Annotated in this window: 25 protein-coding genes and 2 tRNA genes; 10 read left to right on the forward strand and 17 right to left on the reverse strand. The window is 56.7% G+C overall.

Annotated features, from left to right (window positions below):
- Nucleotides 1-52: 52 nt before the first annotated feature.
- The 4 genes from WX88_RS20875 to WX88_RS20890 all read right to left on the reverse strand — a co-directional run bounded on the left by WX88_RS20875 (nucleotide 53) and on the right by WX88_RS20890 (nucleotide 2771).
- Entirely contained in the window at nucleotides 53-1069 is a 1017-nt protein-coding gene (locus WX88_RS20875) for a bestrophin family protein (RefSeq protein ID WP_046246359.1), read from the reverse strand.
- Between the two features lie 153 nt (nucleotides 1070-1222).
- Nucleotides 1223-1687: a DoxX family protein gene (locus WX88_RS20880; RefSeq protein ID WP_046246360.1), complete on the reverse strand. Its 465-nt coding sequence runs from the start codon at nucleotides 1685-1687 to the stop codon at nucleotides 1223-1225.
- A gap of 36 nt (nucleotides 1688-1723) precedes the next feature.
- Nucleotides 1724-2077: a nuclear transport factor 2 family protein gene (locus WX88_RS20885; RefSeq protein ID WP_052732931.1), complete on the reverse strand. Its 354-nt coding sequence runs from the start codon at nucleotides 2075-2077 to the stop codon at nucleotides 1724-1726.
- A gap of 88 nt (nucleotides 2078-2165) precedes the next feature.
- Nucleotides 2166-2771 (reverse strand): Crp/Fnr family transcriptional regulator, encoded by a 606-nt coding sequence (locus WX88_RS20890; protein WP_046246362.1) that lies wholly within the window; start codon nucleotides 2769-2771, stop codon nucleotides 2166-2168.
- Nucleotides 2772-3011: 240 nt separating this feature from the next.
- Here WX88_RS20890 and WX88_RS28100 point away from each other — a divergent pair, with 240 nt between their 5' ends.
- Together WX88_RS28100 and WX88_RS20900 are read left to right on the forward strand one after the other, a co-directional pair.
- Entirely contained in the window at nucleotides 3012-3548 is a 537-nt protein-coding gene (locus WX88_RS28100) for a TetR/AcrR family transcriptional regulator (RefSeq protein WP_052732932.1), read from the forward strand.
- A gap of 46 nt (nucleotides 3549-3594) precedes the next feature.
- Nucleotides 3595-4839 carry an SMP-30/gluconolactonase/LRE family protein gene (locus tag WX88_RS20900; RefSeq protein WP_046246363.1) on the forward strand — a complete coding sequence of 415 codons (1245 nt, stop codon included), beginning with the start codon at nucleotides 3595-3597 and terminating at the stop codon, nucleotides 4837-4839.
- Nucleotides 4840-4984: 145 nt separating this feature from the next.
- Here the strand turns inward: WX88_RS20900 and WX88_RS28105 are convergent, their stop codons facing one another.
- Together WX88_RS28105 and WX88_RS20910 are read right to left on the reverse strand one after the other, a co-directional pair.
- Nucleotides 4985-5725 (reverse strand): DUF4142 domain-containing protein, encoded by a 741-nt coding sequence (locus WX88_RS28105; RefSeq protein WP_052732933.1) that lies wholly within the window; start codon nucleotides 5723-5725, stop codon nucleotides 4985-4987.
- A gap of 296 nt (nucleotides 5726-6021) precedes the next feature.
- Nucleotides 6022-6633: a DUF4142 domain-containing protein gene (locus WX88_RS20910; protein ID WP_082116197.1), complete on the reverse strand. Its 612-nt coding sequence runs from the start codon at nucleotides 6631-6633 to the stop codon at nucleotides 6022-6024.
- A gap of 183 nt (nucleotides 6634-6816) precedes the next feature.
- Between WX88_RS20910 and WX88_RS31830 the strand changes: the two genes are divergently transcribed.
- Together WX88_RS31830 and WX88_RS20915 are read left to right on the forward strand one after the other, a co-directional pair.
- Nucleotides 6817-6948 (forward strand): hypothetical protein, encoded by a 132-nt coding sequence (locus WX88_RS31830; protein ID WP_262489855.1) that lies wholly within the window; start codon nucleotides 6817-6819, stop codon nucleotides 6946-6948.
- 215 nt (nucleotides 6949-7163) lie between these two features.
- A complete protein-coding gene (locus WX88_RS20915) occupies nucleotides 7164-7421 on the forward strand; it encodes a hypothetical protein (RefSeq protein WP_046246365.1) in 258 nt (85 codons plus the stop codon).
- A gap of 431 nt (nucleotides 7422-7852) precedes the next feature.
- Here the strand turns inward: WX88_RS20915 and WX88_RS20920 are convergent, their stop codons facing one another.
- The 3 genes from WX88_RS20920 to queA form a co-directional block, all read right to left on the reverse strand.
- Complete coding sequence (locus WX88_RS20920; protein ID WP_046246366.1) at nucleotides 7853-8638, reverse strand: enoyl-CoA hydratase-related protein; 786 nt, start codon at nucleotides 8636-8638, stop codon at nucleotides 7853-7855.
- Nucleotides 8639-8797: 159 nt separating this feature from the next.
- Nucleotides 8798-9517, reverse strand: coding sequence for a 2-C-methyl-D-erythritol 4-phosphate cytidylyltransferase (locus tag WX88_RS20925; RefSeq protein WP_046246367.1), 720 nt, complete (start codon nucleotides 9515-9517; stop codon nucleotides 8798-8800).
- A gap of 113 nt (nucleotides 9518-9630) precedes the next feature.
- Complete coding sequence (gene queA, locus WX88_RS20930; RefSeq protein ID WP_046246368.1) at nucleotides 9631-10680, reverse strand: tRNA preQ1(34) S-adenosylmethionine ribosyltransferase-isomerase QueA; 1050 nt, start codon at nucleotides 10678-10680, stop codon at nucleotides 9631-9633.
- A gap of 353 nt (nucleotides 10681-11033) precedes the next feature.
- On the opposite strand from queA, the gene WX88_RS20935 reads away from it, so the two are divergent.
- Together WX88_RS20935 and WX88_RS20940 are read left to right on the forward strand one after the other, a co-directional pair.
- Nucleotides 11034-12296: an ABC transporter permease gene (locus tag WX88_RS20935; RefSeq protein ID WP_046246369.1), complete on the forward strand. Its 1263-nt coding sequence runs from the start codon at nucleotides 11034-11036 to the stop codon at nucleotides 12294-12296.
- A gap of 115 nt (nucleotides 12297-12411) precedes the next feature.
- Nucleotides 12412-13527 carry a mechanosensitive ion channel family protein gene (locus WX88_RS20940; RefSeq protein WP_046246370.1) on the forward strand — a complete coding sequence of 372 codons (1116 nt, stop codon included), beginning with the start codon at nucleotides 12412-12414 and terminating at the stop codon, nucleotides 13525-13527.
- A gap of 168 nt (nucleotides 13528-13695) precedes the next feature.
- On the opposite strand, the gene WX88_RS31835 is transcribed toward WX88_RS20940, so the two are convergent.
- The gene (locus tag WX88_RS31835) at nucleotides 13696-14577 is read right to left on the reverse strand and encodes a TerB family tellurite resistance protein (protein WP_046246371.1); all 882 of its coding nucleotides are present in this window, start codon (nucleotides 14575-14577) and stop codon (nucleotides 13696-13698) included.
- 244 nt (nucleotides 14578-14821) lie between these two features.
- On the opposite strand from WX88_RS31835, the gene WX88_RS20950 reads away from it, so the two are divergent.
- Both WX88_RS20950 and WX88_RS20955 read left to right on the forward strand, forming a co-directional pair.
- Nucleotides 14822-14896, forward strand: a tRNA-Val gene (locus tag WX88_RS20950).
- A gap of 88 nt (nucleotides 14897-14984) precedes the next feature.
- Nucleotides 14985-15059, forward strand: a tRNA-Val gene (locus WX88_RS20955).
- 459 nt (nucleotides 15060-15518) lie between these two features.
- Here the strand turns inward: WX88_RS20955 and WX88_RS30350 are convergent.
- Nucleotides 15519-15683, reverse strand: coding sequence for a DUF3606 domain-containing protein (locus WX88_RS30350; protein ID WP_197076880.1), 165 nt, complete (start codon nucleotides 15681-15683; stop codon nucleotides 15519-15521).
- A gap of 225 nt (nucleotides 15684-15908) precedes the next feature.
- Here WX88_RS30350 and WX88_RS20960 point away from each other — a divergent pair, with 225 nt between their 5' ends.
- Complete coding sequence (locus tag WX88_RS20960; RefSeq protein ID WP_046246372.1) at nucleotides 15909-16178, forward strand: hypothetical protein; 270 nt, start codon at nucleotides 15909-15911, stop codon at nucleotides 16176-16178.
- 145 nt (nucleotides 16179-16323) lie between these two features.
- On the opposite strand, the gene WX88_RS20965 is transcribed toward WX88_RS20960, so the two are convergent.
- From WX88_RS20965 to WX88_RS20985, 5 genes are all read right to left on the reverse strand, one after another.
- The gene (locus WX88_RS20965; RefSeq protein ID WP_046246373.1) at nucleotides 16324-17436 is read right to left on the reverse strand and encodes an efflux RND transporter periplasmic adaptor subunit; all 1113 of its coding nucleotides are present in this window, start codon (nucleotides 17434-17436) and stop codon (nucleotides 16324-16326) included.
- A gap of 173 nt (nucleotides 17437-17609) precedes the next feature.
- Complete coding sequence (locus tag WX88_RS20970) at nucleotides 17610-18851, reverse strand: ABC transporter permease (RefSeq protein WP_046246374.1); 1242 nt, start codon at nucleotides 18849-18851, stop codon at nucleotides 17610-17612.
- Between the two features lie 98 nt (nucleotides 18852-18949).
- A complete protein-coding gene (locus tag WX88_RS20975) occupies nucleotides 18950-20191 on the reverse strand; it encodes an ABC transporter permease (RefSeq protein ID WP_046246375.1) in 1242 nt (413 codons plus the stop codon).
- A 99-nt stretch (nucleotides 20192-20290) separates the two neighbouring features.
- Nucleotides 20291-20815 (reverse strand): hypothetical protein, encoded by a 525-nt coding sequence (locus tag WX88_RS20980; protein WP_046246376.1) that lies wholly within the window; start codon nucleotides 20813-20815, stop codon nucleotides 20291-20293.
- Nucleotides 20816-20850: 35 nt separating this feature from the next.
- On the reverse strand, nucleotides 20851-21519 hold the full coding sequence (locus tag WX88_RS20985; RefSeq protein ID WP_046246377.1) for an ABC transporter ATP-binding protein: 669 nt from the start codon (nucleotides 21517-21519) through the stop codon (nucleotides 20851-20853).
- A 750-nt stretch (nucleotides 21520-22269) separates the two neighbouring features.
- Between WX88_RS20985 and WX88_RS20990 the strand changes: the two genes are divergently transcribed.
- The gene (locus tag WX88_RS20990) at nucleotides 22270-23721 is read left to right on the forward strand and encodes an OmpA family protein (protein WP_077068278.1); all 1452 of its coding nucleotides are present in this window, start codon (nucleotides 22270-22272) and stop codon (nucleotides 23719-23721) included.
- 267 nt (nucleotides 23722-23988) lie between these two features.
- Here WX88_RS20990 and WX88_RS20995 read toward each other — a convergent pair whose 3' ends face one another.
- A complete protein-coding gene (locus WX88_RS20995) occupies nucleotides 23989-25635 on the reverse strand; it encodes a serine hydrolase domain-containing protein (RefSeq protein WP_082116199.1) in 1647 nt (548 codons plus the stop codon).
- Between the last annotated feature and the right edge of the window lie 492 nt (nucleotides 25636-26127).

The raw sequence follows: 26127 nt of genomic DNA on the forward strand, positions 1-26127 counted from the left end.
CTCTGCAAAAAATGCCGGTCATCATCCAGCCGTTTGGCGCCAACTGCCAGCTCTAGAGCAGAATATCATCGACGGGTTGCATCCGGGGGGGCAGTGCTGTTTCGCCCAGCATCTGGCGCAGGTCAATTTCTATTGTGCGGCAGATGGCCGTCATGGGCACATCGTTGACGTAATTTTCAAATGGGTCTTCCGAGTTATCGCCCACAATTTCCATAGTAGTGAAAATCCAGGAAATGAGCACAGAAAACGGGATGGTCAGCCACACGAAGCTGTGAGACTCCAGCTTGCTGAATTCGCTCACGAGGCCCAATGGCAGCAGCCACACAAAAATCCAGGTAAATAGGGTGCTGAAATACGCGTACTGCCGCGGGAAAGGCGTATTCTTGATGCGCTCACACGCACCTTGCAGGTTGTAGCACTCCTTGATGGTCTGCATCAGGTCGACGTGGCGGAAGTCGTCGATGAGGTCCTGCTCGCGCAGCTGCTGGAGGCGGAGGCTTTGCTGGTGCAGCAGCTGCGCGGCGGCGTTGGCGGTGGTAGTCACGCGGACATACTCTGCTTCCGACAAAAACGTCTGCACCTGGGGCTCGCCGGGGGCGCCGGCGGGCAGGTGCAGGTCGGGGACGTAGCTCATATTGCGGCGGTCGTGGATGGTGGTGCGGCGCAGCTGCAGGCGCAGGGCATTGAGCCACGCCAACTGCCGGTATATCAACTCCTGGTGCACGGCGTGCAGCTCGGCTGGCGCGAGCGGCAGCGCGGCGCGCAGGTTGGTGACGTAGCTCTGCACCTGGCTGGCCCAACTCCGGCTTTGGTTCACGATGCCGCCCCAGGTTTTGCGGCCTTCCCAGAACCGGTCGTACGACTGGTTATTCTTGAAGCCCAGATAAAAAGCCACGGCAATACCAATGGTGCTCAGCGGCAGAAATGGCAGGCGAATATCCAGGCCGTAGTGGCGCCGCAAGTAAGCATACCCGAAGGTTACCACGGTGGCCCAAAAGATGAACAACAACAAATTTTTCCACGCAAAGCGTAGAATCAGTCCCGGCCGGATATTTCGTCTGACATACATGGCCGTGAATATAGCGGTCGGCAGTAGAAGTCAGTCGCCGTAATCAAAGTGTAATCCATAGCGTTGCTGGTGTTGGCCCGGCGGTAGGCTGCGTTTGCCGGGGCTTCCGGTAGCTGCGGCCCCGCTGTGCAAAGCCGCCAGCCCCGGGAAGCATCAGACGAGTTGCTGCTGAAGCGCGCCACGCTGCCGCAAGCCGTCCAGCGAGTACCGGCCGCTGCCGTTCGCCATCAAGGCGGCGGCCAGGCCCAGCATCAGCAAAAAGTACTCGTAGCCTTCGCCCTTCTGGGTGCCGAACCAGTTCATGAAAAAGCCATGCTGCCAGTGCGAAGTGAATACGATGCCGAGCACTAGCACGGCCAGTGCTGCCGCCCACAGCCGGATGGCCCAGCCCAGCAGCAAGCTCAATGAGCCGAAAAACTCAATCACAATCACCAGAAAGCCCAGTAGCCAAGGCAGGTGCAGGGTGCCGGTGAAAAACTGCATGGTGCCGTCGAAGCCATAGCCGCCGAACCAGCCCAGCAGTTTTTGCGCCCCGTGGGGCCACATAGCGCCTCCCAGAGCCAGGCGCAGGAACAGGCCCGTCCAGTCGCGGCGGATAGTAAGAAGTTGAGAAAACATGTCGAAGCAAGTAATATCAAAGAAGGGTCACTGCGCTTAGCTGCCGTAGAAAAACTGCTCGCGGATGATGAGCCCGTCCTGCCAGTGCTGCACCGAGGCTTGGGTGTAGTTGCGCACGCCCCACTCCCGGTGCGTGTAGTCGTAATGCCACACCACGGCCGTCACGCTGTCGCCCACCGTTACGGCTTGCACTTTGGCCCCGCGGAAGTCGGTGATGGCGTTGAAGAATTCCTCTTCGCGGCGACGATTGGCAGCTTTGCCTACCGTGGGGCTCTGCTCGTTTTCCTGCATCACCACCTCGGGGTGATAGTAGCGGTCGAATGCTTCGAGGGCTTTGCCGTCGAGCACGAGGGCATTGAGGTCCGCGATTTTCTGCTGTAAATTCTGCATCGTTTTAAGGTTGATTGAACGAAGCAAAATTCCGGGTAGCGGCTCCGGTGGTCCCATGAACTGGTTTAAGAAAAGACCTTAATCCAGTTCAACTTTCTTGCAGTACCTGCTTGCGCACCTTGCTCAAAAATTCAGGCGTGATGCCCAAGTATGAGGCAACGTGCCGCTGCGGCAGGCGCTGCTCTAGCTGCGGGTATTTGGCCCGAAACTGCCGGTACCGCGCCTCCGCCGGGAGGCTGATGCTTTGCAGGGCACGCTGTTGCTGGGCCACGAAGGCGTTTTGCAGCATCAGCCGGAAGTAGCGTTCCAGCTTGGGCACTTGCTCATAAAGGGCTTCCAGCGCGGCCCGGTCGAGCTGCAACAACTCGCAGTCCTCCAGCGCCTCCACGTCGAGGGTGGCTGGGGTTTGGGTCAGGTAGCTGGCCAAGTCGGCAATCCACCAATCTTCGATGGCAAACAACACGTTGTGTTCAAAGCCGTTGACGTCAGTATAGAAGGCGCGCAGGCAGCCCCGCACCACGAAGCTTTCGTACTGGCACACTTCACCTGCTTGCACGGCGAATTGTCGCCGGCGCAGGTGGCGCGGCCGCAGTGCGGCTGCCACGGTGGCTGCTTCGGCCGGCGTGAGCAGGACGTGACGGGCAATATTAGTCAGCAGCAAATCGGGTGATACGGAAGGAATAGCGGGCGGCATAGATGCAAATAAGCACCAACTCCCGCAGGTAGTCGCCGTGGGACCAGAGCGCGCGGGGTTTTACTGGAAGTATGAGGAGAAAGAATACAATTTTCCAGCCTTTCTTCTTACCGAGTTTTATACATCAATTAAAAATAGATGCCTGCTGCTTTTAGTGTAGCAGCCTAGTTTGCTGATATGCGAACAAAAAGCTTGGACTTATATCGAAAGCCTTTAATTTTGTAACGCTGTTATAAAGCCGTGAAAGACGAAATCCTCCATAGCGCGTTACAATTGGCCGAGCGGGAAGGCTGGGACCAAGTGTCGACCCGCCGTATCACGAAGGAATTCGGCTACACCACGTCGGCCATATATTACTACCTGGGCAGTAAGGACCACCTATTGGTGGAACTTCAGCGCCAGGGTTTCCGGCAGTTGCGGGCAGTCATGCAGGCCGCCGCCAACCAGCATCCCGCTAACAACCCGGCTCAGCTACAGGCTATCAGTCTCGCTTTTTGGGTCTTTGCTTTTGCTCATCGCACCCTCTACGAATTGATGTTTGGGCTGGCACCGGTGACATGCAAAGGCGACGCGGGAACCGAGATTCTGGAAGCAGGCGAAGTTGTCCAGGCAGTGTTGCGTCGTCTATCCAGCGCCGATCCAATGGATTTATTTCTTCATTGGTGGGCCCTGGCCACGGGTTTCGTGGGCATTGGCTTGACCGTGCCTGTCGACCGCCAAGCGCATGTGCAGGGCCTTTTTGCCGCAGGCATCAGCCAGTTTATCCAGGCTCTTTGATTATTCAACCCTCTTTTTTTTCACCTTTTTATAACACTGTTACAAAATGAATACTGTTGTTAGCTTGCAATTGGCACTGGGCATAGCCCTGCTGCTGTTGGCCTGGGCCACATTTGCCCGTCGTACCCGCTTCGCATTCAGGCCAGATGAATTTTCGGGGCGGTCATGGCCGCACTGGGTAATGGGAGGAAGCGCCGCACTTTGCGGCCTAGCGGCGGTAGCCACTGTCAGCGTGCCTTTTTTATCGTTTTTTGTGGCTGTGGCCGCTGCCGTGCTACTTGGGACTTGGTGGATAATCCGTCGTAGTGGCTGGTTGGTGGGGCTGCTCCTGGCTGCTCTGGCCTTGGGCGGACTCCAGCCCTTGGGGCTGCGCGTCCTGGCATTGCCAAAAGCCGACGAATTGCCCCAACGCTTGGGAAACACCCGAATACTGGCCACGTACGCGCCCGGCGAGGTGTTAGAGAGCGTCCGATTGGATGCGCGCGGCAATTTCTTTCTGACCGTGAATAAGGAGCTGGACCTTGCTACTGGTGATGCCAGCCGCGTAACAGCTAAAATCTTACGCCGAACCCCGGCCGGCCAGGAGCAAGTATGGCTAACCCTGCCGCGCGGAGCCATCGCCGGAGTACTAGCGTTTGGGGCCGACAGCACCCTCTACTGCACCGGTGGGGGCGCCCGGCGCGGAGTGTGGCGCATTACCGCACCCGGACACGCGACGCTTTTCGCCTCATTACCAGTGGGGGCTTGGCCTAATGGCTTAGCACTAGGACCCGATGGCTACCTCTACGTGGCCGACGCAGCCTTGGCCACTATCTGGCGCGTCGACCCGCGCACCGGGTCTACTACCAAAGCCATCGAGCACGATTTACTTCGCCCCCGGACCTTTTTGGCCCTGGCGCCCGGTGCTAATGGCCTGCATTTTCGCGGAAATACTCTATTCGTCACCGTCTCTGACCGGGGAACCGTGCTCACAATCCCTTGGAAGCCCACCGGACAGCTAGGCGTACCTACCGTGCTGGCTACTGGCGTGCCCGCTGATGATTTCGCCATTGACGTCGCAGGCAATTTATACGTAACGACTCACCCTTATAACACCGTGGTTCAAATTCGGGCAAGTGGCGAGCGTGCCGTAGTAGCTGGAGTTGCCCAGGCAGTAGCCGGCGCGACGGATGCCGCCTTCGGAACTCGTCGAGGCGATGAGAGCACGCTGTACATTGTGACCGACGGCGGCGCATTCGCTGGCACTCCCAACCCTCGAGGCACCTTGGTTCAGCTCCGCCTGCAACCGTAAGGGGCATTTGGAGTCACGGGTCTTGGCGTCATTTCAGGGTAAAGTCAGGTCCGGCTACCACAAAAAACCGCCCCGAATTTTCGGGGCGGTTTTTTCACTCAGCGGACTAATCTGTGGAATCAGGTTGCTCCAACTAAATCGGTGATTACATTTTCATGTTGCTGTGTTGCTGGGCCATCATCAAGTGCTGCTGCACGACGGGTAGAGTCTTGGTGATGAAGCCCTGCAAGTCGGCATCGTTCGTCATCTTCTGGTGCGCCATCATGGTGTTGGCGGTTTTCTGATGGTCGGCTTGCATTTGAGCCAGGTATTTCTGCTCAAGCTCCGCGCCCGAGAGCTTTTCCATGGCGGGAGCCAGGGCCTTGTGCTCGGCATCCATGTCAGTGGGCAGAGTCACTCCTTTTTTAGCCGCGATTTTCTTGAGGTCGGCTGTTGATTTGCTGTGGTCGGCAATCATTTTATTAGCCATTTCTTTGGCCATGCCGGTCACTCCTTTAGCCAGGGCCAGTTTGCTCTGCTGAATTTCATTCTGGTCGCTGTGGGCGGCCGACATCATGAATTCCTTGTCGTCTTTGTGCGGCGCGGTGGGGCCGTTGGGGTCACCCATGCCAGCTGCATTGTCGGGGCCACCCATGGCGCCGGTATCGGTGTTGCGCATGGCTCCATTACCCGCGTTGCCCTGGGCGGTGCCCGCGTTTTCGGGTTGGTTCTCGGGCTTCTCAGCGCCGGCTGGCATGGTAGCCGATACGGTATCGCCGCCGGTGGCCGAGCTGGTCATGGTGTTGTCGCTGGCGTTGCCGTTTTCAGCGGTGGCCGACTTATTATCACCACAGGAAGCTAAAACAAGCAGGCCCGTAGCCAGCAGAGGAAAGAGGGAGCGTTTCATAAGGGAGGGACTTTGTGGAAAGGAAGAAGCACAAGTATTGCTGTATTTACAGGCAGGCTTTAGTGGGAGCCAAGCCACTGGCAATACAAGTAATACGGGCAGTTTAGGGAAAGATGTTGCGTACTCAACCTTATTTTAACCATCCGGGCTAATCTAAGCTGAACCACTGAATAGGAATAAGCCCGACTATACTTTGGACCAGATAGAAGGCCCACTCCGGACGGAGTGGGCTCGGCAATCTATCCGAATTAGCTACTGGTAAGCAGTTGTTTACTGTTAGTGAAGTCGAGCAGCATCTAAGGCTGCTTCTCCGTGGTCTCGGCCACTTCCTCAGCGGCGTTCAGCTGCTCCTTCACGGGCTCGTGGTACTTGGCCGCAAGGCCGCGAATGTCGCCGTCATATGCATCGTCCTTCATGTCATCGAGGGCATCTTCATCCTGCTTTTGGGTCTTGAGGAGGAGGGCCATAACGCCTCTGTCCAGCTGCGCCCCAGTTTGCGTGCTCACTTCATGGTAAGCGGCTTGCTCATCTTCACCGAGGGCCGGAGGCAGTGTCAGCTTTTTGGCTGCGGCCAAAGTGCGCAACGCAGTGAGCAGTTCCAGGCGGTTTTGCACGACGCGAGTACCAAAATCGCGCACCCTGGGGGTGCTGGCGCGGGCTTGCGCTAGCTTGCCCAACTCCACTTCCAGCAACGCATTGCTGGTAGCCTTCACCAAAAACCGGGCGTCGGCTTCCTGTTTGGCCGTCACATCAGCCTCGTCGATTTTATGCTCGTTCTGGGCGTTGGCCGCGTCCACGGCGTCGCCATCGCTGCTGCCCGATGAGCAGGCCGTGAGCAGCGGCAGTGCCACCGCCATTCGAAGAAATAACTGCCGCGCAGGCAACGAAAGAAACGGCAGATGAGGCATGATAAACAGATTGATGGAAGGGCCGACGGCTTAGGTACAAGCTATACGCCCACCCCGAAGCGAGGTTATTCCAGTGGCACCCGTAGTTTTTTTAAAGCCGCTCTAAACCTGAACGGCTCAGGTAATTGCAACAGGCAAAATTTTAGTTTATTATTCTATTCAACTACTTTCTTACTTCACAGCATGCGTATTCTGACCCTCCGCTCCCTGGCTTTTGCCTGTCTTGCCAGCAGCCTGCTGCTTAGCACCAACTGCAAGCGCGACAACGACGCTACGCCCGTCACTGACGTTACCACCGCCGAAGACCGTAGTTAGGACAATATCGAAACGGCTATCAGCTCCGATGCCATGCAAATGGCTGACCCAAACGCCCAGAATTCGGCTTATATCAGCACCGGCGCCGAGTTTCGGACCAAGTTCGGGGACTGTGCCACGCGCACGTACGACTACCGAGCCCGTACGCTGACCATTGATTTCGGTGCCACCAACTGCTTTACCCCGATGGGCGCTTTCGCCGTGGGCAGATTCTGGTGCGCTTCACCACAGACGTGCTCACGCGCCGGGCCGGGGCAGTGGTTACCCGCACCAACTACTTTGTGAACGACAACCAGCATATGGCTACCTGCGCATTCACCGACCTGGGACTGGGCTCGTTCACCGTCGACGTCACCGATGCCCGCATCGTGCTGGCCAACAATGGTAGCACTCATTCCTGGACTGCCAACTGGGCCTTCAACCGCACCGCCGGCTACGGCCCCCCCAGGTTTCGGACGATGCCTACAGCGTAATCGGCTCGGTCAACGGCACTAACCGCAACAAAATAAGCTACACCACTACCATTCGGACGCCCCTCGTCAAAAGCGCCAGCTGTTTCAAGTATTTCACTTCCGGCTCCATCAACATCACCAATGCCAACTCTAAAACTATGGTGCTGGACTATGGCAATGGCGCCTGCGACAATACGGCTACCGTGACGGGGAATGGGCGCACCAGAACGATTATTCTGCGATAGGTCCTAAGAAGCTAACCACCATAAGTATATCAGCCGGTCCTGCTGAGCGGAGCCGAAGCACCTTGCTTTGGGGCAGGAATCATTGATTGTAGCTTAGTTTACAAGAAATCACAATGTAATCAGTAAAAAGAGCCGTCTTTTCACAGACGGCTCTTTTTACTGATTACGGTGAGCCAATGCCGAGTGAGTCGGCTGTAAGGAGAGGAGCTATTGTCCTTTGAAAATAGGTTTGCGCTTCTCGCTGAAGGCCTTCACACCTTCGAAATAATCCTCCGATTCACCGGCAATCTGCTGGCAGTGCGCTTCGTAATCCAACATCTCGTCCAGGGTGGCGGCTCCGGCCTTGTTCAGCATTTGCTTCAGCAAGCCGATGGATTTGGTGGGTGCGCTGGCGTAACGGGCTGCGAGGGTATACGTCGCTTCGTCTAGCTCCTCAGGCGCCACCACTTGGTTTACCAAGCCCAGCCGCAGGGCTTCTTCCGCCGGTACTTTGGTGCCCAGGCTGCATAGCTCAAAGGCCTTCAGCGTACCCACCAACCGCGGCAAAAACCACGACGAGCCAGAATCCGGCACCAAACCAATATTGATGAACACTTCAATCAGCGAGGCGTCGGTGCTGGCTACCAAAGCGTCGCACGCCAGCGCCAGCGAGCAGCCCGCGCCCGCAGCCACGCCGTTGATGCGGCCGATAATAGGCTTCGGCAACGCCCGCATAGCTCGGATGATAGGGTTGTAACGCTTGTGCAAGGAGTCGTAGAACGAGCGTTTCTCGCCAGTCTGCGCCGCCTTCAAATCCTGCCCTGAACAGAAGGCCCGGCCCGCGCCAGTCAGGACCACCGCCCGCACAGCCGCGTCGCGGGCTACTTGCTTCAGGGCATCCTGTAGTTCGTAGCTCAGCGGGTCGTTGAAGGCGTTGAATACATCGGGGCGGTTGAGGGTGATGGTGGCCACGCCGTCGGGGCGCACGTCGTAAAGCAGGCTGGTGAATTCCATTTGGTGAAGTAGTGAGTTTGGTGGGTGTGCAAATAACGGACTCCCGTCGTCTCCACCGCGCCAATCACGTCGTAACGCATATTTTGTAAGTCCACGTCCTCCGATGGAAACCCGAATGACTGCTTAATTGGCGCAGGGATGGGGACTACAAAGTCCATGCTACTCCGCTAGCAGGGCTTCCGCAATCAGTAAGTCTTCAGGAGTCGTGATTTTTAGGTTACGGTAGTCGCCCTCCACCAGCTGCACCCGGCACAGGTCGTCGACCACCGTTGCGTCGTCGGTAAACGAGGCCAGTTCCGGCATGGCGTAAGCCTGGCGGAGCAGGTCAATTTCAAAGGTTTGGGGCGTCTGCATCAGCCGCAGCCGGTTGCGGTTTTGCGCCGAGGAGCCGTGCTGCGACACGAGCCGCACCGAGTCCTTGGGCATCACGGCAGCGGCGGCGGCGGCGTGGGTGGCGGCGGCGGCATACGTACGCTCTACCACGAGGCGCGACACCAGGGGCCGCACCCCATCGTGCACCGCCACCAAACCATTCGGGTAGTCACCCAGCGCGGCCAATCCGGCTTTCACCGACGCCCAGCGCGTAGCCCCGCCCGTCACCAGCCGGTGCGGAATAACAACTTGGTGCTGCGCGCAAAGCTGCTGCCAGGTTTCTAACTGCTCAGCGGGCAGGACTACGATTATCTCCTCCACGCCCAGCGCCGGCTCCGCAAAGCGGCGCAGCGTGTGTAGTAGCACGGGCTCGCCGCGCAGCAGCAGAAACTGCTTGGGCCGGTCGGCCACCATGCGCGTGCCGCTGCCGCCAGCCACCAAAATGGCTAGTCGAGGAGGGCCCTGGGAGTTTGAGGACGTGGAATCCGGGGACGAAAAAGCATTCATTGCCGCGAAGTTCAGGCAAAAAAAGAGCGCCGAAGCTCAGTGAAGAACATTCGGCGCTCATAAAATCAATGTGGCGAGAATAAGAAGCCAAGCCCCAAATGCCCTGTTCCCACTTACAGAATCAGCATGGCATCGCCGTAGCTGAAGAACTTGTATTTCTCCTTGATGGCTTCCTTATATGCTTCCATCAGCAGAGGGTAGCCGGCAAAGGCCGCAGCCAGCATGATGAGCGTGCTTTCTGGCATATGAAAGTTGGTTAGCAGCGAGTTAGCAATCTTGAAATCGTGGGGTGGGAAGATGAACCGGTCAATCCAGCCCTGAGTGGGCTTCATGCGGGCATTGGCCGATACCGAGGCTTCCATGGCGCGGATGGTGGTGGTGCCCACGGCGCACACGCGCTTTTTGGCATCCAGCGCCTTGTTTACCACCTCGCAGGCCGGAGCCGTCACGATGAAGTTCTCCGAGTCCATTTTGTGCTTGGTCAGGTCTTCTACATCCACGGTGCGGAAGGTGCCTAGGCCCACGTGCAGCGTTACATAAGCCGGCTCTACACCCTTGATTTCCATGCGCTTCATCACCTCGCGGGTGAAGTGTAGACCAGCCGAAGGAGCCGCTACGGCGCCAATGTGCTCGGCATAAATGGTCTGGTAGCGCTCTTTGTCGGCCGGCTCGGTTTCCCGGTTGATAACTTCTTTCGGAATCGGAGTTTCGCCCAGTTCATATAGCGCCTTACGGAACTCCTCATCGGTTCCATCAAACAGGAACTTGATGGTGCGGCCCCGGGAGGTCGTGTTGTCAATTACTTCAGCCACCATGTCGGACTCGCCAAAGTACAGCTTGTTGCCGACGCGAATTTTGCGGGCGGGGTCTACCAGTACGTCCCACAGGCGCAGCTCTTTGTTCAATTCGCGCAGCAGGAATACTTCAATCTTGGCGCCGGTTTTCTCCTTATTGCCGTAGAGGCGAGCCGGAAAAACTTTGGTGTCGTTAAATACCAAGGCGTCACCTTCCACAAAATAGTCGAGAATATCCTTGAAGGTGCGGTGCTCAATCTGGCCAGTGGAGCGGTGCACTACCATGAGGCGGCTTTCGTCGCGGTTACGGGCCGGATGCAGAGCTACCAGTTCCTCGGGGAGTTCGAACTTGAACTCGTGCAATTTCATCGCCATAGGGCAGTATTTGGGGGAAGTTACGGAAATTTGGGGAGGCAAAAGTACGGCTTTTTTCTGAAAGTATTGTTTTTTGAGGGATGCTCTAATAAAAACTTCTCCTTAGCCAATAGGGAGATATTCGATCCAACTACATAACCGCCCCAACGTGCGCAGAGCGCAAGTACCCCTTCCTTAATTCGAAGGAAAGGAGTTGGCATTCGGCTACTCGTTTCCCTCATCCGCCGCAACTTCCCCGCGAGTTTCCGTCTTTTGACCCCAGATACGGACTCAGTGAAGCGTGGGGGCCACAGACTACAGAAGTCTTCGGTCCAATTCTTCCGCTTCACTCCTCATCTTTCATTTATATGTTGACGCTTCGTCTTACACTCGAGAGTTTTCGCTTTGCTCTGGATGCGCTCAAATCCAACTTGTTGCGCACCATTTTGTCGCTGCTGGGCGTCACGGTAGGCATCTTCGCTATTATTGCCGTGTTCACCGTCGTCGATTCCTTGGAGGCTAACATCCGCAGCAGCCTCGACTTTGTGGGCGACAAAATTATTTCTGTTCAAAAGTGGCCCCTGGAATTCGGTTCCGATTATCCGTGGTGGAAGTACTTCAACCGGCCGGTGCCCACTCCCCGCGAATTTCAGCAGCTGCGCAAGCAGCTTGGGCCCAACAATAAAGGCATTGCCATCTTTGCCGCCAGCGGCGGCAATAACTTGAAATCCGGTTCCAATTCTGTGTCTGATTGCGTGCTGCAAGGTGTGAGCTACGACTTCCGGGTGGTGAGCAACGTGCCCATCAAAGAAGGCCGCTATTTCACCAACCAGGAAATGGACGCGGCCCGGCCCGTGGCCATCATCGGCGCTACCATCGCCGAGAACTTGTTTCCGAATGGCAGCGCGTTGGGCAAGCAACTCAAGGCCCGGGGACAGACTTTCACCGTTATCGGGGTGATGGAGAAAGAGGGGAAAAAGCTTGTCACCATTTCCAGCAACGATGCCAACTGCATTATTCCCTTCGGCATGTTCACCAAAATGTTTGCCTTGAGCACGACTGGTTTTGGCGGCGGCCCTAGTGCTACCATTGCCGTGAAAGGCCGCGACGAAGACCCTGGCCTGCTGGACCTGGAATATGAAATGCGCGGCGTGATGCGCAATATTCGCGGCCTCAAGCCCCGCGAAGAAGACAACTTCGCCTTGAACCGACCCGAAATGATAGCGGCGGCCGTGGGCAAGCTTTTCGGCGTCATTGGCGTGGTGGGGGCCGTAATTGGGTCGTTTGCCATACTAGTGGGCGGCTTCGGCATTGCCAATATCATGTTTGTATCCGTGCGCGAGCGAACTAATATTATCGGCATTCAAAAGTCGTTGGGAGCCAAGAATTTCTTTATCCTCTTCCAGTTCCTTTTTGAAGCAGTTTGCCTTTGCCTCATCGGCGGCGGGGCGGGCATTGTGCTAGTGTGGCTCGTGACGCTGATGCCGCAGGATGCCCTGCCGCTCACCATGTCGGCGGCGCGCATTATCCTGGGCTTGCTTATTTCCGTAGGAATTGGGGTAATTGCCGGCATCGTGCCCGCCGTAATGGCCGCGAACCTGGACCCGGTTATTGCTATTCGGGCCAAGTGACAGATACCGGCAACGGAGCAGGAAGGCCAAGCTCCAGCTTAGCCTTTCTGCCGGTTCTATGTATGAATCAATTTAGGTTCACTCGCTAAGCTGGAGATTGGCAGTACATGTTGGCATGACTTTACCACCCTTTCTTCATTACGAATTTCTGGGCAACGCCCTGAGTCAATACGGAATCGCCGTACTTATTCTCCTAGTAGGCGCGGCGTTGCGGCAGCTTATTTCGCGGCTATTGAGCATGGTGCTATTTCGCCTCACCAAGCGCTACACAGCAGGAGTGAGCGAGCAGGAGCTGCACGATTTGCTTATTCAGCCGCTATCGATTTTGCTGCTTCTGGTCACGGTGTATCTGGCTTTCAGTGTGCTGCGTTACCCCTTGCCGCCCAACGCGATGACTGAGGCCGCGCCCTGGCCCAAAGTGGCCCTGCTGCGGCTTTTCCTGCTGGGTTTTATTGGCACTGTCACGTGGGTGGTGCTGCGCCTGGTCGATTTTGCCCTGCTGGTGGTACAGCGCCGCAACGAGCTGCGCGCCTCGCCCAGCATCCAGCGGCTCGATAATCAGTTTCTGCCCTTTGCCAAAGACTTACTGAAAGTGCTGGTCATCATCATCGGCCTGATGGTGGTGCTGGGCGAAGTGTTTGCGGTGAATGTAACAGCCTTGGTTGGCGGCCTGGGAATTGGCGGCTTGGCCGTTGCCTTCGCCGCTAAGGAAAGCCTCGAAAACCTCATCGCGTCTTTCACCATCTTCCTCGACCAGCCCTTCGGTGTGGGCGACCTGGTGACGGCGGGTGGCGTGAGCGGCACAGTGGAAAAAATTGGCTTCCGCAGCACCCGCCTGCGCACTGCCGAAAAAAGCTACGTCACGGTGCCTAATAAAAGCATGATTGATAAGCCCCTCGACAACCTTTCCCTGCGTACCTCGCGCCGGGTAGGCTTCACCCTGCTCTTCGATCAGAAAACGACCAGTGCGCAACTGCACGCCATCATTGCCGATTCCTTGGGGGCTATGCAGGCGCACCCGCTGGTAACCAAGGATGTGCAAATGAAATTTAATGCGCTAACGCCCGCTGGCAAAGAAGTAACCGTGCAGTATTTTGTAGACACTACCAGCTACGATGAATACCTCGACGTGAAAGAAGACCTCAACTACCGCATAGTAGAGGTAGTGGAGCGGCACGGCGGCTCGTTCGTGGGCGCCGCCCCAGCGCCCGCAGCTGCCCCGGCTGATTGATTCCGAACCACGGATTCAAGCGGATAATTCGAATTGCACTGGTTTCGTAGACAGGCAAAAAAGGCCACTCCTTCGAGTGGCCTTTTTTGCTTCTTTAAACTATTGCGCTGAACAGTAGCCGCTTGGATAGTTTTCCACAGAATCCGAATAATCCGCGGTTCGGAGTAGTTAGCGGCCTCCGAAAAGCCCGCCGAGCATGCCGCCCAGACCGCCATTGAGCAGGCCACCCAACCCAGCGCCCCCGGCGCTGGCGGGCTGGGAATTGGGCCGGCCACCCAAGCCACCGAGGATGGACATCATCGAGCCCAAGCCACCGCTGCCGATGCCGGAGCCCTGCTGTGGCACGTTGGACCCGGAGTTACCGCCGAGTAAACCACTTAGCATGCCGCCACCCAAAAGCCCTCCCAGCATGCCACCGAGCCCGCTGTGAGCTGCTCCACCTAGTAGGCCGCCCAGCGAACCGCTGCCGCCACCCTGATTGCCGTAGCCCTGTTGGTGTTGGCCGCCGCTCATCACCCGGGAAATAACCATCGGGGCTACCACGCCCAGCAGCCCGGTCATGAGTGCACTTTTGGGGATGCCCACGTTGGACAGCTTATCGCCGATGCTGCTGAAGAAGCCCTGCTTGGCCGGGTCTTGTGGGTCGTGGGGCACGCTGGCGGCTTGGTCGACCACCGTTTCCAGCGCTTGCTTTTGCTCCGGGTTGATACCAAGGTATTGCGCCATCTTGCCAATCATGGCCTCCTCATCGTTGGCATAGGAGCCGTCGGCTCGCGCGAAACTGATGAGGTCGGTAACAAGGGAGAAGCGCAGGTCGCTGTTTTTTAGTACGTCGAGGCTCTGTTGAATGCTTTGGTTGGTGGCATCCTGCGCGGCGGCCAGCACTTGCTGAGTAGCGCCGCCGGATAGGCCGGCCTGTTGGGTCAGGGCCTGTAAAAACTCGGTTTCTGTCCCCGATGCCTGACGGTCAGCCGTGGCCAAGCTGGCAATGGCGCTCAGGTAAGCGGTTTTTTCTGCTTCGGAATAATTCTGGAGGAGTTGGGCATCCATGGGGAAGATTGGTTAAAAGTGAATTTGGAAGGCTTAACGATGCCGATGGGAATACGTTGCTTACCAGCAACCCGGCCCAGACGTACTTTTTTACCGATTGTGGATAAAATTTCTGCCTCTGAAAATGAATTTGTTGGTTCATTGGCGACCTCCAAAACGAAATATTCCGGCCATTAAAACAGAAAATCGTTTGGCATTTTCAAAAACACCTCCCATCTTTGCAATCCCAAACGGAAACACCCACGGGGGATTAGCTCAGCTGGTTCAGAGCATCTGCCTTACAAGCAGAGGGTCGTAGGTTCGAACCCTACATCCCCCACATTGATTAACAGCCATTTAGGCATTGCCTAAGTGGCTGTTTTATTTCTGGTACCTATAAGTACATTCGGTGCTTTTCTTTTCTCTATGGGAGGTTAGCTCAGTTGGTTTAGAGCGCTTGCTTCACACGCAAGAGGTCGAAGGTTCGAATCCTTTACTTCCCACATCGATTAACAGCCACCTAGCTCCGTTTGCTAGGTGGCTGTTCTAATTTTGGTTTAATCAAGCTGAACTTAGCCATAGGTCTGAAATCGAGCGACCAGTACCCGTTGGCCGCAACGTGTGTGGCCAAGGATTGCTTGAGGCGAGTGGGCACGCGTTTTTTTCAGGCGCTGGGGCAAGTGTAGCCCCATAGCTCGGTAGGTACGCCAAATGCGCTGCTTATGGTTGATGACCCGGCCGTGCTCGTGCACAACCTGAGCTTGCTGTTGCAAAATCGCCACGATTTAGGCTCTGCTGAATCGCCTTTTTTTATTTCGCAATCGTCAGGTAGAGAAAATACGCTTTTCTCTACTGCCAACTGGCTCACTTAGGCCGGAAGTCTACAAACCGCTGCCCTTCCCTTGTGGACTACCGCTCACCGCGGCAATTCCAATCCAACCTCCCTTAGTTCGCTTTGTATTTTAACGATTGAGGTATACTTGGACATCTGCCGGGAGGGGCCCGACGGCCAGCACGGCATTGCGAAGCTGAGTTTCGGAGCAGCGGAAAGCCTGGCACCAATAGTTCACGGCAATGGTGGACTGCAAATTGATGCGGGTAAGGTCGACAGAGGACGGAGGTTGCAAGGGCAGTAGGGGATAATAAAGAAACATGGAGTCCGCCCCTCGTGGTAAACGAGGTGCAGCCTTCCAGTGTAAGACCATTATTTCGGGGCTGCTAGTTCCGTTTAGGACGGTTGGCCGGCCACGTTTGGGCGGGTACATGAGCAGCGAAATAATCAAGTTTTAGTACAGCGTTATCTTTTATTACCTTTGGCCGTAACTACTACTTCACTCTAGCACCAGAAAAGAATGGCTCTGAACTTTGATGAATTCCAAAAAGTCGTGGAAACGGCGCAGCAAGCAGACGCGGTGAAAGCGGACCTGAAACGCACCTTGAAGAAGGTAACGAGTGCCTTGAGCAATCTGCAGGCCGCACTCGGCGAAATGGAAACCGTGCTGTCGGACGAGTACGTCTCGACTCCGAGGGAGCGTAAGCCTCGTCAGCCGCGTGTGCCTAAAGAAGGCGCGGAGCCCGGTGCAGCCCCCAAAAAGCCAGGTCGCCCAAAGAAAACGGCATAAGTACAAACGGAGTGAAAACGGCCCCTGCTCTTTTTAAGGCAGGGGCTATTGTTTTGCTATAGTAGCCATCAAATTCGGGTTCGGGAATCCTTACAGACACGGGCAACAGTGCTTAGCAGGTGTGGTCCATTAGCTGTCTTCCTGCCTAGCTTTTCTTCTCACCTTGAGCTGGGGGCGCCAGCACCTTAACCTTATCGGCTTTGGCCAGGCCTGAGGTTATCTCTACGTTGATGCCATCGGAAAGGCCGGTTTTTACCAGGCGCTTACTGAATTGCTGAGGTGCGGTTTCCACTTCCACAAATACGCTGTCCTTGTTCACCTTGCCGAATTGTAGCAGGCTTTCCCGAATGGCCAGCACCTGGTGACGGCGGCCCAACACGATGTCGCCATTGGCCGAGTAATTAGCCCGCAGAAACTGACCCGGCTTGAGTTTGAGCCGCGCCCGCACCTGAAACTTGATAGCGCCTTCTTCGGCCAGGCCCTTGGGGGCGATGTACTCCAAGGTAGCTGGAAAGGTCTGATTTTCGAGCGCGCCAATGGTCAGGTTCAGATCCATGCCTTCGCGCACCTTGCCCACCTCGCTTTCGTCGATTTTGCCCTCAAACACAAGGCTCTGCATGTCGGCGATGGCCGCGATGGTGGTGCCCTCGTTGAAGTTATTACGCTCTACTACCGATGACCCCACTTTGACGGGCACATCGAGTAGCAGGCCCGTGATGGTGGAGCGCACCAAGTTGAGCGAGCCGCCGGTGTTGCGCGAGGCGCCGCGCTGGGCAATTTGCAGGTTGCTTTCGGCCGCGTCCAGCGCCTGCTGCTTGGCCCGGTAGTCGGCCAGGAAGTTCAGATACTCCTGCTCAGCAATTACTTTTTGGTCGAACAAGGCCTTCTGACGGTCCAGCGATACTTTGCTGGTCTCCAGCGCGATGCGCGCTGCCTGAATGCCCGTTTGGGCACTGTTGACGCTGGCCGCGTTGGCCACCGTTCGGATGCGGGCCAGTAGCTGGCCTTCCTTCACCGGCTGCCCGGCCTCTACATACAGTTCCTCCACGATGCCCGACACCTGCGGCTTTATTTGTACCTCCCGGCGCGGCACGATGCTGCCCGTGGCCACCGTCTTCTTCACGATATCAGCCACAAACGGGGCCTCCGTGGTGTAGGTGATGGGGTCGGTGTGGGCCTGCTTCCAGAAATAGTAGCCTAGCCAGCCAAATCCGGCCAGTAGTAGTAGCAGCAGCAGCGAAAGGAACACGCGTTTCATTGGAAGTCGATAATTGAGGAGTGTTTTTGATTATTGTGATGACCTATCAGGTGGCGGCCGTCGCGGTATTTATGGCAAGTGAATCAGCCGCTCAGCATGACGGTTTTTTTGACGCGGTCGATTTAGCTTCGGCAGGTGCGCATAATGGTCTTCATTATAAGTGTAGACCATGGTTACTCGGCTTTTAGGGCCACTACGGGTTGTACCTGCGCGGCTTTCAGGGCCGGTACTAGCCCGGCCACGGCACCGGCTGCTACTAGCAGCGTAACGGCGGTGGCGGCCACGCTGAGGTCGACCTGGGGATTGGCGAAAAAACTGATGTTCTCACCCGCAATTGCGCTATTAATGCTGGCTATGAGGGCCGTGCCGATGAGCAGGCCAAACAGTCCGGCCACCGCCGTAATAACGATACTCTCCTGCACAATCAGGCTCACGATGCTCCAGGGCGTGGCTCCGAGTGCCTTGCGAATCCCGATTTCCTTGGTGCGCTCCTTCACCACAATAAGCATGATATTGCTCACCCCAATGATGCCGGCCAGGATGGTGCCAATGCTGACCAGCCAACTAAAGCCTGATATGCCTGTGAACAGGCCCTGCACCCGTGCGTACTCTTCCTCCACGTTGGCCGAGCCAAAGGCCCGGTCGTCGGTGGGGGCTACTTTGTGCTGGCGCGCCAGCACCTGCTTTGCCTTGGTCTCGACTACTGCCGCTGGAATCCCAGTCTTGGGAATAAGGGCGAAGTAACCCACGCGGTTCACTTGGTTGAAGGTGTTTTGCAGCGCGGTGAGCGGAACAATAATGGTTTGAGCCTCCTCCTGCGCGTCTTCAGGTTTGCCCTCGGCTTTGAATAGGCCTACCACTAGAAAGTAAATGCCCTTGATGCGAATTTGCTGACCCAGGGGATTTTCGCTGCCAAACAACACCTCCGCTACCCGGTCGCCGATGACTGCCACTTTGCGCCGCTCCCCAATGTCGGGGTCGTTGATGAAGCGGCCACCGGTCAGGTGCACGGCCTTGACGGCCGGGTAGCCAGGGTACTCGCCATTCACAGAAAACGAAGAGCTTTTAGTGCCGCGCTGCACGGTAAACGTGCCATCGAGCGAGCTGCGGGGCAGAATGACGGCAGCTTCGGGTACCTCCCGGCCCAGCGCCGCCACGTCGTCGTTGGTAAACGGGATGAAGCGGCCCACTTTCAGTCCCGCATAGGGCACGCTGGTGCGCTGCGACCAAATGAATACCGCGTTTTTGGCCACGTCAAACTCTTTTTCTACGCCGTTGCGAAAGCCCTGACCCGCCGCCAGCAGCACTACCAGCATGAAAATGCCCCAGTATACGCCGAATGCCGTGAGCCCCGTGCGCAGCTTATGCCGCCGCACCGTGCCCAGAATTTCCTGCCATTTGTCGAGGTCAAACATAAATCAATTAACAGGCTTTTAGTTGATGAGGCTGCTTCCCGGAGGATGCGTTGAGCGGATGATGACTATTTAAGTATAGTCGCGCTAAACAGTGCTGCTTAAACGTCTTTCAGGGCTTCGATGGGTTTGACGTTGGCGGCTTTGGTGGCGGGTACCAGCCCGGCTACCGCGCCTGCCAGCACTAGCAGGGCGGTAGCGCTCAAGGCTATGCTCAGATTCACTTGCGGGTGGTCGAAGTAGGAAGTGGTGCCGCCGGCTTGCTCCAGGGCGTAGCGCACGGCGTCGAGCAGAGCCACGCCGGCCAGTAGCCCCAGATAGCCCGAGACGCTGGTAATCACTACCGATTCCTGTACAATCATGCTAATGATGCTCCAGGGTGTAGCTCCCAGGGCCTTCCGCACGCCGATTTCGCGGGTGCGCTCCTGCACGATGATGAGCATGATGTTGCTCACGCCCACGACGCCCGCTACCAGCGTGAGCACGCCAATCACGGTCACGAAGAGCCGGATGCCGGTAAACAGCCCCTCAAAGCGCGCTACCTCTTCTTCATTGTTGTCGAGTTCCAGCGCCTGCTTGTCGGCGGGGTCGAATTGGTGGCGCCGGGCCAGCAGCTGTCGCACCTGGTCTTCAAGCTCCTTCACCGGCGTGCCTTTGCGGCTGCTCACGCCGATGCGCTGCACCTGGTTGTATTGGTTGAACGTAGTTTGGAAGGTGGTGAACGGTACGAAGGCCCGCTCCTCATTGCGGCCATTGTTGCCGGTATTGGTGAACGTGCCTACCACCCGGAAAAACACCCCTTTCACTTGCACGTATTTCCCGATGCCGCTGCTGTCGCCAAACAACACTTTGCGCACCTTCTCGCCCAGCAGCATCACCTTGCGCTGCTCAATGCCGTCGAGCGGGTTGAGCAACCGGCCTTGGGCCAGCTGCTCGCCGTTGATTTGGAAGAACTCGGCATTGGCCCCGTACACCTGGTAAGAGCCATTTTTGGTGCCGTTGATGATGGTGTATTCGCCCGAGAGCCGGTTGCGCGAGGCCAGCAGCTCCACGCCGTCTACGTGGTGGCGGATGGCTTCCAGGTCGTCGTTGGTGAACTTGATTTCGCGGCCTGGCTTGAGGCCCTGCCACGGCAGCGACGTTTTGCCGGCGCTCACAAACAGGCTGTTTTTAGCCCCGCTGCCAAACTCTTTCCAGATGCCATTTTCCATGCCCTTGCCCGCGCCTAGTAGCAGCACCAGCATGAAGATGCCCCAGAATACTCCGAAGGCCGTTAGGAACGTGCGCAGCTTGTTGCGCCGCATCGTACCCAAGATTTCCTGCCACTTATCGAGGTCAAACATGAAGCACGGATTTAGACGGTTTGACGGATTGCACGGGGGCGCGTATGAAAAGAGCGTTTCTGCTCAGTGGTCAGCTATTAAATAATACCTACTTGAATACTATTTGAGGACTCCGCCGCAGCCTTGCCGTACTTTTTCGAGGCGGGCGGTCATGGCTTTTACCACGGCCTCGTCGGTGGTGTAGAGTGGCAGCTCAAAACTCACGCTGGGACCACTGCTGCCTTTGCTATCTTTTTTGTGGTTGTTTAGCTTGATTTGAAAGTGTTTCTGCCCATCATCGTCGGTGGCACGCTCGTAGGTCAGGGCGGTTACATCGGCCCAGTCAAAGCTCATCTTCATCTCAAAAACTCCGTTATCCATCTTCATGGCCCAGCCCGACTTGCCGCTGTTGAAACTCAGGCCCAGGGGAGTACTGGTTTTCACGTCGGCGCCCCGGTCGCGGACAATGTGTTCTGCGTGGCACCCACTCATGGTAAGAGTCAGGTCCTGTTTCGGCTTTTTAGGGTTGCGCATCAACCGGTTGAGCTGCTGGGCCACCGCTTTGGTTTCGGCGGGCGTTGCCTGCGCATGGGCGGCCGGGCCGGTGGTGCCTAACAAAGCCAGCACTAGTAAGGGGTTTTTCATGATAAAGTCAGAGGGGGATTGGAGTGGAGATTTCTTTATTCATTCACGATCAGGCCATCACGCACCCGAATCATGCGTTGGGTTTGATCGGCAATGTCGTTTTCGTGTGTCACGATAACTACTGTCATGCCATCGCGGTGCACCTGCTTAAAGATATCCATCACTTCCTGCGTTGTTTGGGTGTCGAGGGCCCCGGTGGGCTCGTCGGCCAGAATCAGCTTGGGCTGACTGATGAGGGCACGGGCAATGGCCACGCGCTGCTTTTGGCCACCCGAAAGCTCGCTGGGCAGGTGGTCGGCGCGGTCGGCCAGGCCCACACGGTCGAGGTATTCGAGAGCTAGCCGGTTACGCTCGCGGCGGCCTACCTTCTGGTAGTAGAGTGGCAGCGCCACGTTTTCCAGCGCACTCTTGAAACTAAGCAGATTGAACGACTGGAACACGAACCCCAGGAACTGGTTGCGGTAGTGCGCGGCTCGGGTCTGCGACAGGTTGCGGTCGATGCGGGTACCGGCCAGCGTGTAGTCGCCTTGGTCGAAGTCGTCGAGGATGCCCAAGATGTTGAGCAGGGTGCTTTTTCCCGACCCCGACGAGCCCATGATGCTCACCAACTCGCCCGACCTGATGTGCAGGTCGATGCCTTTGAGAACCTCTAGCCGGTTGGCACCTACTTCGTAACTCTTCCGAATATTGCGTAATTCAATCATAGCTGGTAGCAACGTACTCGGGCTTGTTCAACGCAGAAGCTTGCGCTTGCAGTATCAAGCCGGCGAGGCAAGGTTTGGGTGGTGCTGCACCGCACGGTCTGCCCGGTTGCACCGGGCGAATAGATGCAAGTTCGTCCCTGCTGGTTGCCTGTCCGTCCTTAATGCCCGAGCCTCGCTGGCGTCAGCATTTTGAATCAGCTGTTTACTATCGTCGGAGCAAGGGTGAGGCGAGCCTTCCCTGAAACTGCGCTATTAGGGATTTCGGGGTTGGTGCATAGTAGCGCGAACTTTGTCGTTCGCGCTACTGCTAGCCTGGTACGCCGACTTTGAAGCTGCACTAAACAATGTTTTGCGCGCTTGCTTGCTGAGTCCTTTTGGGACTTTTTACAGGGATAGTATTTGATTAATGACTACGGTTATTGTATTCCCTTTGGTGTTTTTTACACCTGATGTTCGAAAATTTCCTTTCCGGTTTTGGGTCGATGCTTGACCAGAAATTGCCGTCGGGGTTCTGGTGGCATTCCGTCCTCATCCATCTGCAAGCAAGGATGCTACTTTGTCCGACCAGCGGTGCAAGACTCGACAAGCACAAGCTAGTCGGACTTATTTATTAGGCACAAATAGTATTCCATTTTTGCTGAATGCCTACCCCGGCAATAACCTTTTGTCATACGGAAAGTATATCCCCGGTACTTACACGTACCCCCATCGTACTTGCGATGGGGGCTTTTTCACCAAAATCTCGTTTATATGAGACATTCTCTAATCCCAATTCTGGCGCTGGGTTTGACGCTGCTGGCGGCCCCGCATGGACAGGCTCAGAATGCCGACCGTAAAACAGCCGTCAGTCTCTATGGCAGCGCTTATCAGTATAAAGGTAGCCTAGGCTCTGATTTCTGGAAGTGGGACCGCAACTACTATGGCCCTGGTATCTCTATCAACCGTTACCTTACGCCGGGTCTCGACCTCGGCCTGCAGGGTAGTTACGTGGAGCTAAAAGGCAACCAAAGCGCGGCTACCTTTTTTAACACCAACGTGGTAAACGTGAATCTGGCCCTGAAGCTCAAGCTCAATAACGGCTGGGCGCTGAAGGAAGACGCCGTGATTCAGCCCTACTTGCTCATTGCACCGGGCATTGCTTACACCAGCCGCGAAGGCTCGGTGCGCGGCACCTCTATCAACGGAAACAGCACGTATGCCAGTGGCTTTGGCGCGGCCGGTATCAACTTCCGCATCAGCGATGGCATCGGGCTGTTTGTGCAAACCGGCCAGCACATTCCCCTGAATGCGAATATTGACGGAGACCCTATTCGGGACGATGATAGATTTGATGACCGGTACCTGCAACACACCGCGGGCCTGACCATCGCCTTTGGCAAACCCAAGGATACCGACCAGGACGGCGTGCCTGACCGCAAAGACAAGTGCCCCAACACGCCCGCCGGCGTAGCAGTAGACCCAACGGGTTGCCCCTTGGATGGTGACAGTGACGGCGTACCGGACTATCAGGATAAGTGCCCCACCGAGAAGGGCTTGGCTAACCTGGAAGGCTGCCCCGACCGTGACAACGACGGCGTCCGCGATAGCGAAGATGCCTGCCCCGACGCCGCCGGCACACCCGCGCTGAAAGGTTGCCCCGATGCTGATGGTGATGGGGTATCCGACCCCAACGACAAGTGCCCCAGCACCCCCGCCGGCACTCAGGTAGATGCCAATGGCTGCCCGCTGGTACTCGACCAGGACAGCGACGGTATCCTCGATAATGTGGACAAGTGCCCCGGCACCCCCGCTGGTGCTCGCGTCGACTCCACGGGCTGCCCACTAGTTATCGACCCGGCCACGCAAGGCTTGCAAGTGCCCATCCGGTTCAAAACCAATAGTACGGTTATTGACCGCCGCTCGTACCCGGCCATCAACAAGATGGTACAGGCCTTGGAAGCGCACCCGGACTACAGCTTGCGCATCATCGGCCACGCCGATAGCCGCGGGACTGACGAGTATAACCAAGGCTTGTCGGAACGGCGCGCCGCAGCGGTGAAACGTTATTTCGTCGGCAAAAAGATTGATGCCAGTCGCATCGTCACCGAAGGCCGAGGTGAAGGCGAGCCAGCAACTCCCAATACCTCGCCGACGAACATGTCGAAAAACCGTCGGGTAGAATTCCAGTTTGAGTTCTTCACGACGCCCCCACCACAACTCTAACCAAGCGTGGTGAATAAAAGAAAAAGCGTCCCGCCGAAAGGTGGGACGCTTTTTTTATAATGAGTTCTCAACTAGCGAAGCAACTGCTTAGTCCGTCATGCTTCGGCTGCGCGGACGCCAGACGAGCAGGCCTTTTCGGAGGCATTTCTATGTTCGATTCACCGCATGGCTTCGAAGAATGCGAGAAGCGTAGGTCAGGCATTATTACGAAGCTCAAGGCAAGATGAGTTAGCTTACCTGTGCCTACCGCAGCACCGTTCGATTAAGCTACAGTGGTGGCGGGGTGGCCGGTACTGGGCTGATATGCTCCGGCAGAGTTCCTGCCTGGGGTGGTACTCCCGGGGTAGGAGTTGCCTGCTCGGGCACAGTACCAGTTGGGCTGTTGCCTGCCAGCTGAGCCAGAGAGGGAGCAGGGAGACTTGCCAGCTGAGGCACTTGGCGGGCCAGCATAGCGGGGGACAACTCTAAGAGCGGGTTGCCTTCCAGAGTGTACACGGGGTGGTGGTTAGTCGTTACATCCTGACGGTACTCTATCACCCGGGCGTAATAAGTATGCAAGGGGCTCAGGTTGGGCATTTGAGCATGGTTGCTACTATCATTGGCCGCGATGATGGTGCCATCGGGCAACAGGCTGGCCACTGGGTAGGAGGTGCCATCAAGCGGAAACGCAGTGCTGGGGGCGTCGCGGCGGAGCAGCACCAGGCGGCGGGTGCCGCTGCCATTGGTCCAGGTGAGCTGGCCGTGCGTGGAGTCCGGTGCGGTGGCCTGTAGGTTCGTGGCGTTGTGCTCAGGGGCAAACAGGTCGTGGGTGGGCCAAGTGGTAGTGGCGGCCACGCAAGCCCAGCCTATTTCCTTAAGCTCGCGCCAGAACTGCGGCGAACCGTTGCCAGTATTCAGCAGGATGGACCACGTATAGCCGCCCGCCGTACGGGTGACGAGGCTGGCCGTGCCGTCGAGCTCGCCGGTATGCCACCAGCTGCTGCCGTCTACCATCCAGCCCTTGGCATAGTACGATGCCGTGGCCGAAGCTTGCAGCATGGTGCCCAGCGTGGTCGCCGAAATTAAGTCGGGATGGGAGTCGAAGCCGTCGGCAGCGAGCACTAGCCGTACCAGGTCGCGGGCCGAGAACAGCCAGCCGCCGTGGGCCCCCATAGCCTCCACATGAAAGCCACCGTACGCGGCCGGCACTTGCTGGCCCGTGTTGTAGCAAGAAAGCATGCGGTAGCGGCTCAGGTAGCCGCTTTCCCGCTCCAGGTGGTTGGCCGCTAGGTTGCGGCCCAGCGCAGCCTCGAGCACGCCGCTGGGTTGCAGCAGGTGCTGGCGTACCCAGGCGGCGTAGGGCTGTTGCGTGACAGTCTCAATGATTTTGCCCAACACCAGATAGCCCGTATTAGAATACGCAAACCGGCTACCTGGTGCGAAATTGAGACCCTGGCGCAGCATGTACCGGATAATAGTGGAGTCGCCCACCGGGTTGGCCACGTGCATCACCTCGGCCACGTGAGTAGGAAAATCGATGGGGTCGCAGCGCTCGTAGCCATCACAGCCGATGGTGCGGTCCCAGCCGGCAGTGTGCTCCAGCAGGTGCTGCACCGTAATGTCGGCGATGCGCGGGTCCTGAATCTCGTTGGCGTAAGCCGGGTTGTTGAGGTAGCCTTCGGGGCCAAACACCTTGTGGGAAAGGCTGAGTTGTCCTTCTTCCACCAGCTTCATAATGGCTAGGGCCGTGACTGGTTTTGATATGCTTGCTACCCGCAGCAAGTGGTAGGGCTGCAGCGGCACGGTGCGCGCCACATCGGCGTAGCCAAAGGCCCGCTCATACACCAGGCGGCCGTCCTTCGCCAGGGCAAAGGATGCCCCCAAGATGTTCCAGCGGTCCATGAATTGTTGCATCCGGGCATCGCAGTGCGTCATTTCCGGGACGGCAATTCCTGTTTGCGCTGTGCTCCTCAAGCACAACAGCCCCAACAGAAGGGTAAGCAGTAGCTTCAAAACAATAAGTGGCTAAGTCAATCCCCGACTTCGCCTTGTTAGCTCATTGGTTTGACTAAAGCAAATTTATTGTATTGCTCTAAGATGCGAAAAACAATTTTTAAAAATTATTTTAAATCATGTGTTCATCGAAAAAATTAGCGAAACAATAAAGAACTTTGTAGTTTAGTAGATTTTTACTTCAACCTAAAGTAAAGGGATTAACAGCCCTTGTTTGCTCTTTATTAGTGTTTTTCAGCGGTTAATACTTTCTTATTCTGCCGGTGATTCAGGTATTGTCAGCAGGCGGGTCCGGCCCTCTGCGGCTGCAGCCTTCTAGCACCAAGCTCTTCCTCTAGCTCATGGTTGCCAAGTCTTCTCAATATGGTTTTAGAGCGGTTTCGGAATGAGTGTACGGTTTTTTGGGATAGCTTG

Source organism: Hymenobacter terrenus (assembly GCF_000972495.1).
GTDB lineage: Bacteria > Bacteroidota > Bacteroidia > Cytophagales > Hymenobacteraceae > Hymenobacter > Hymenobacter terrenus.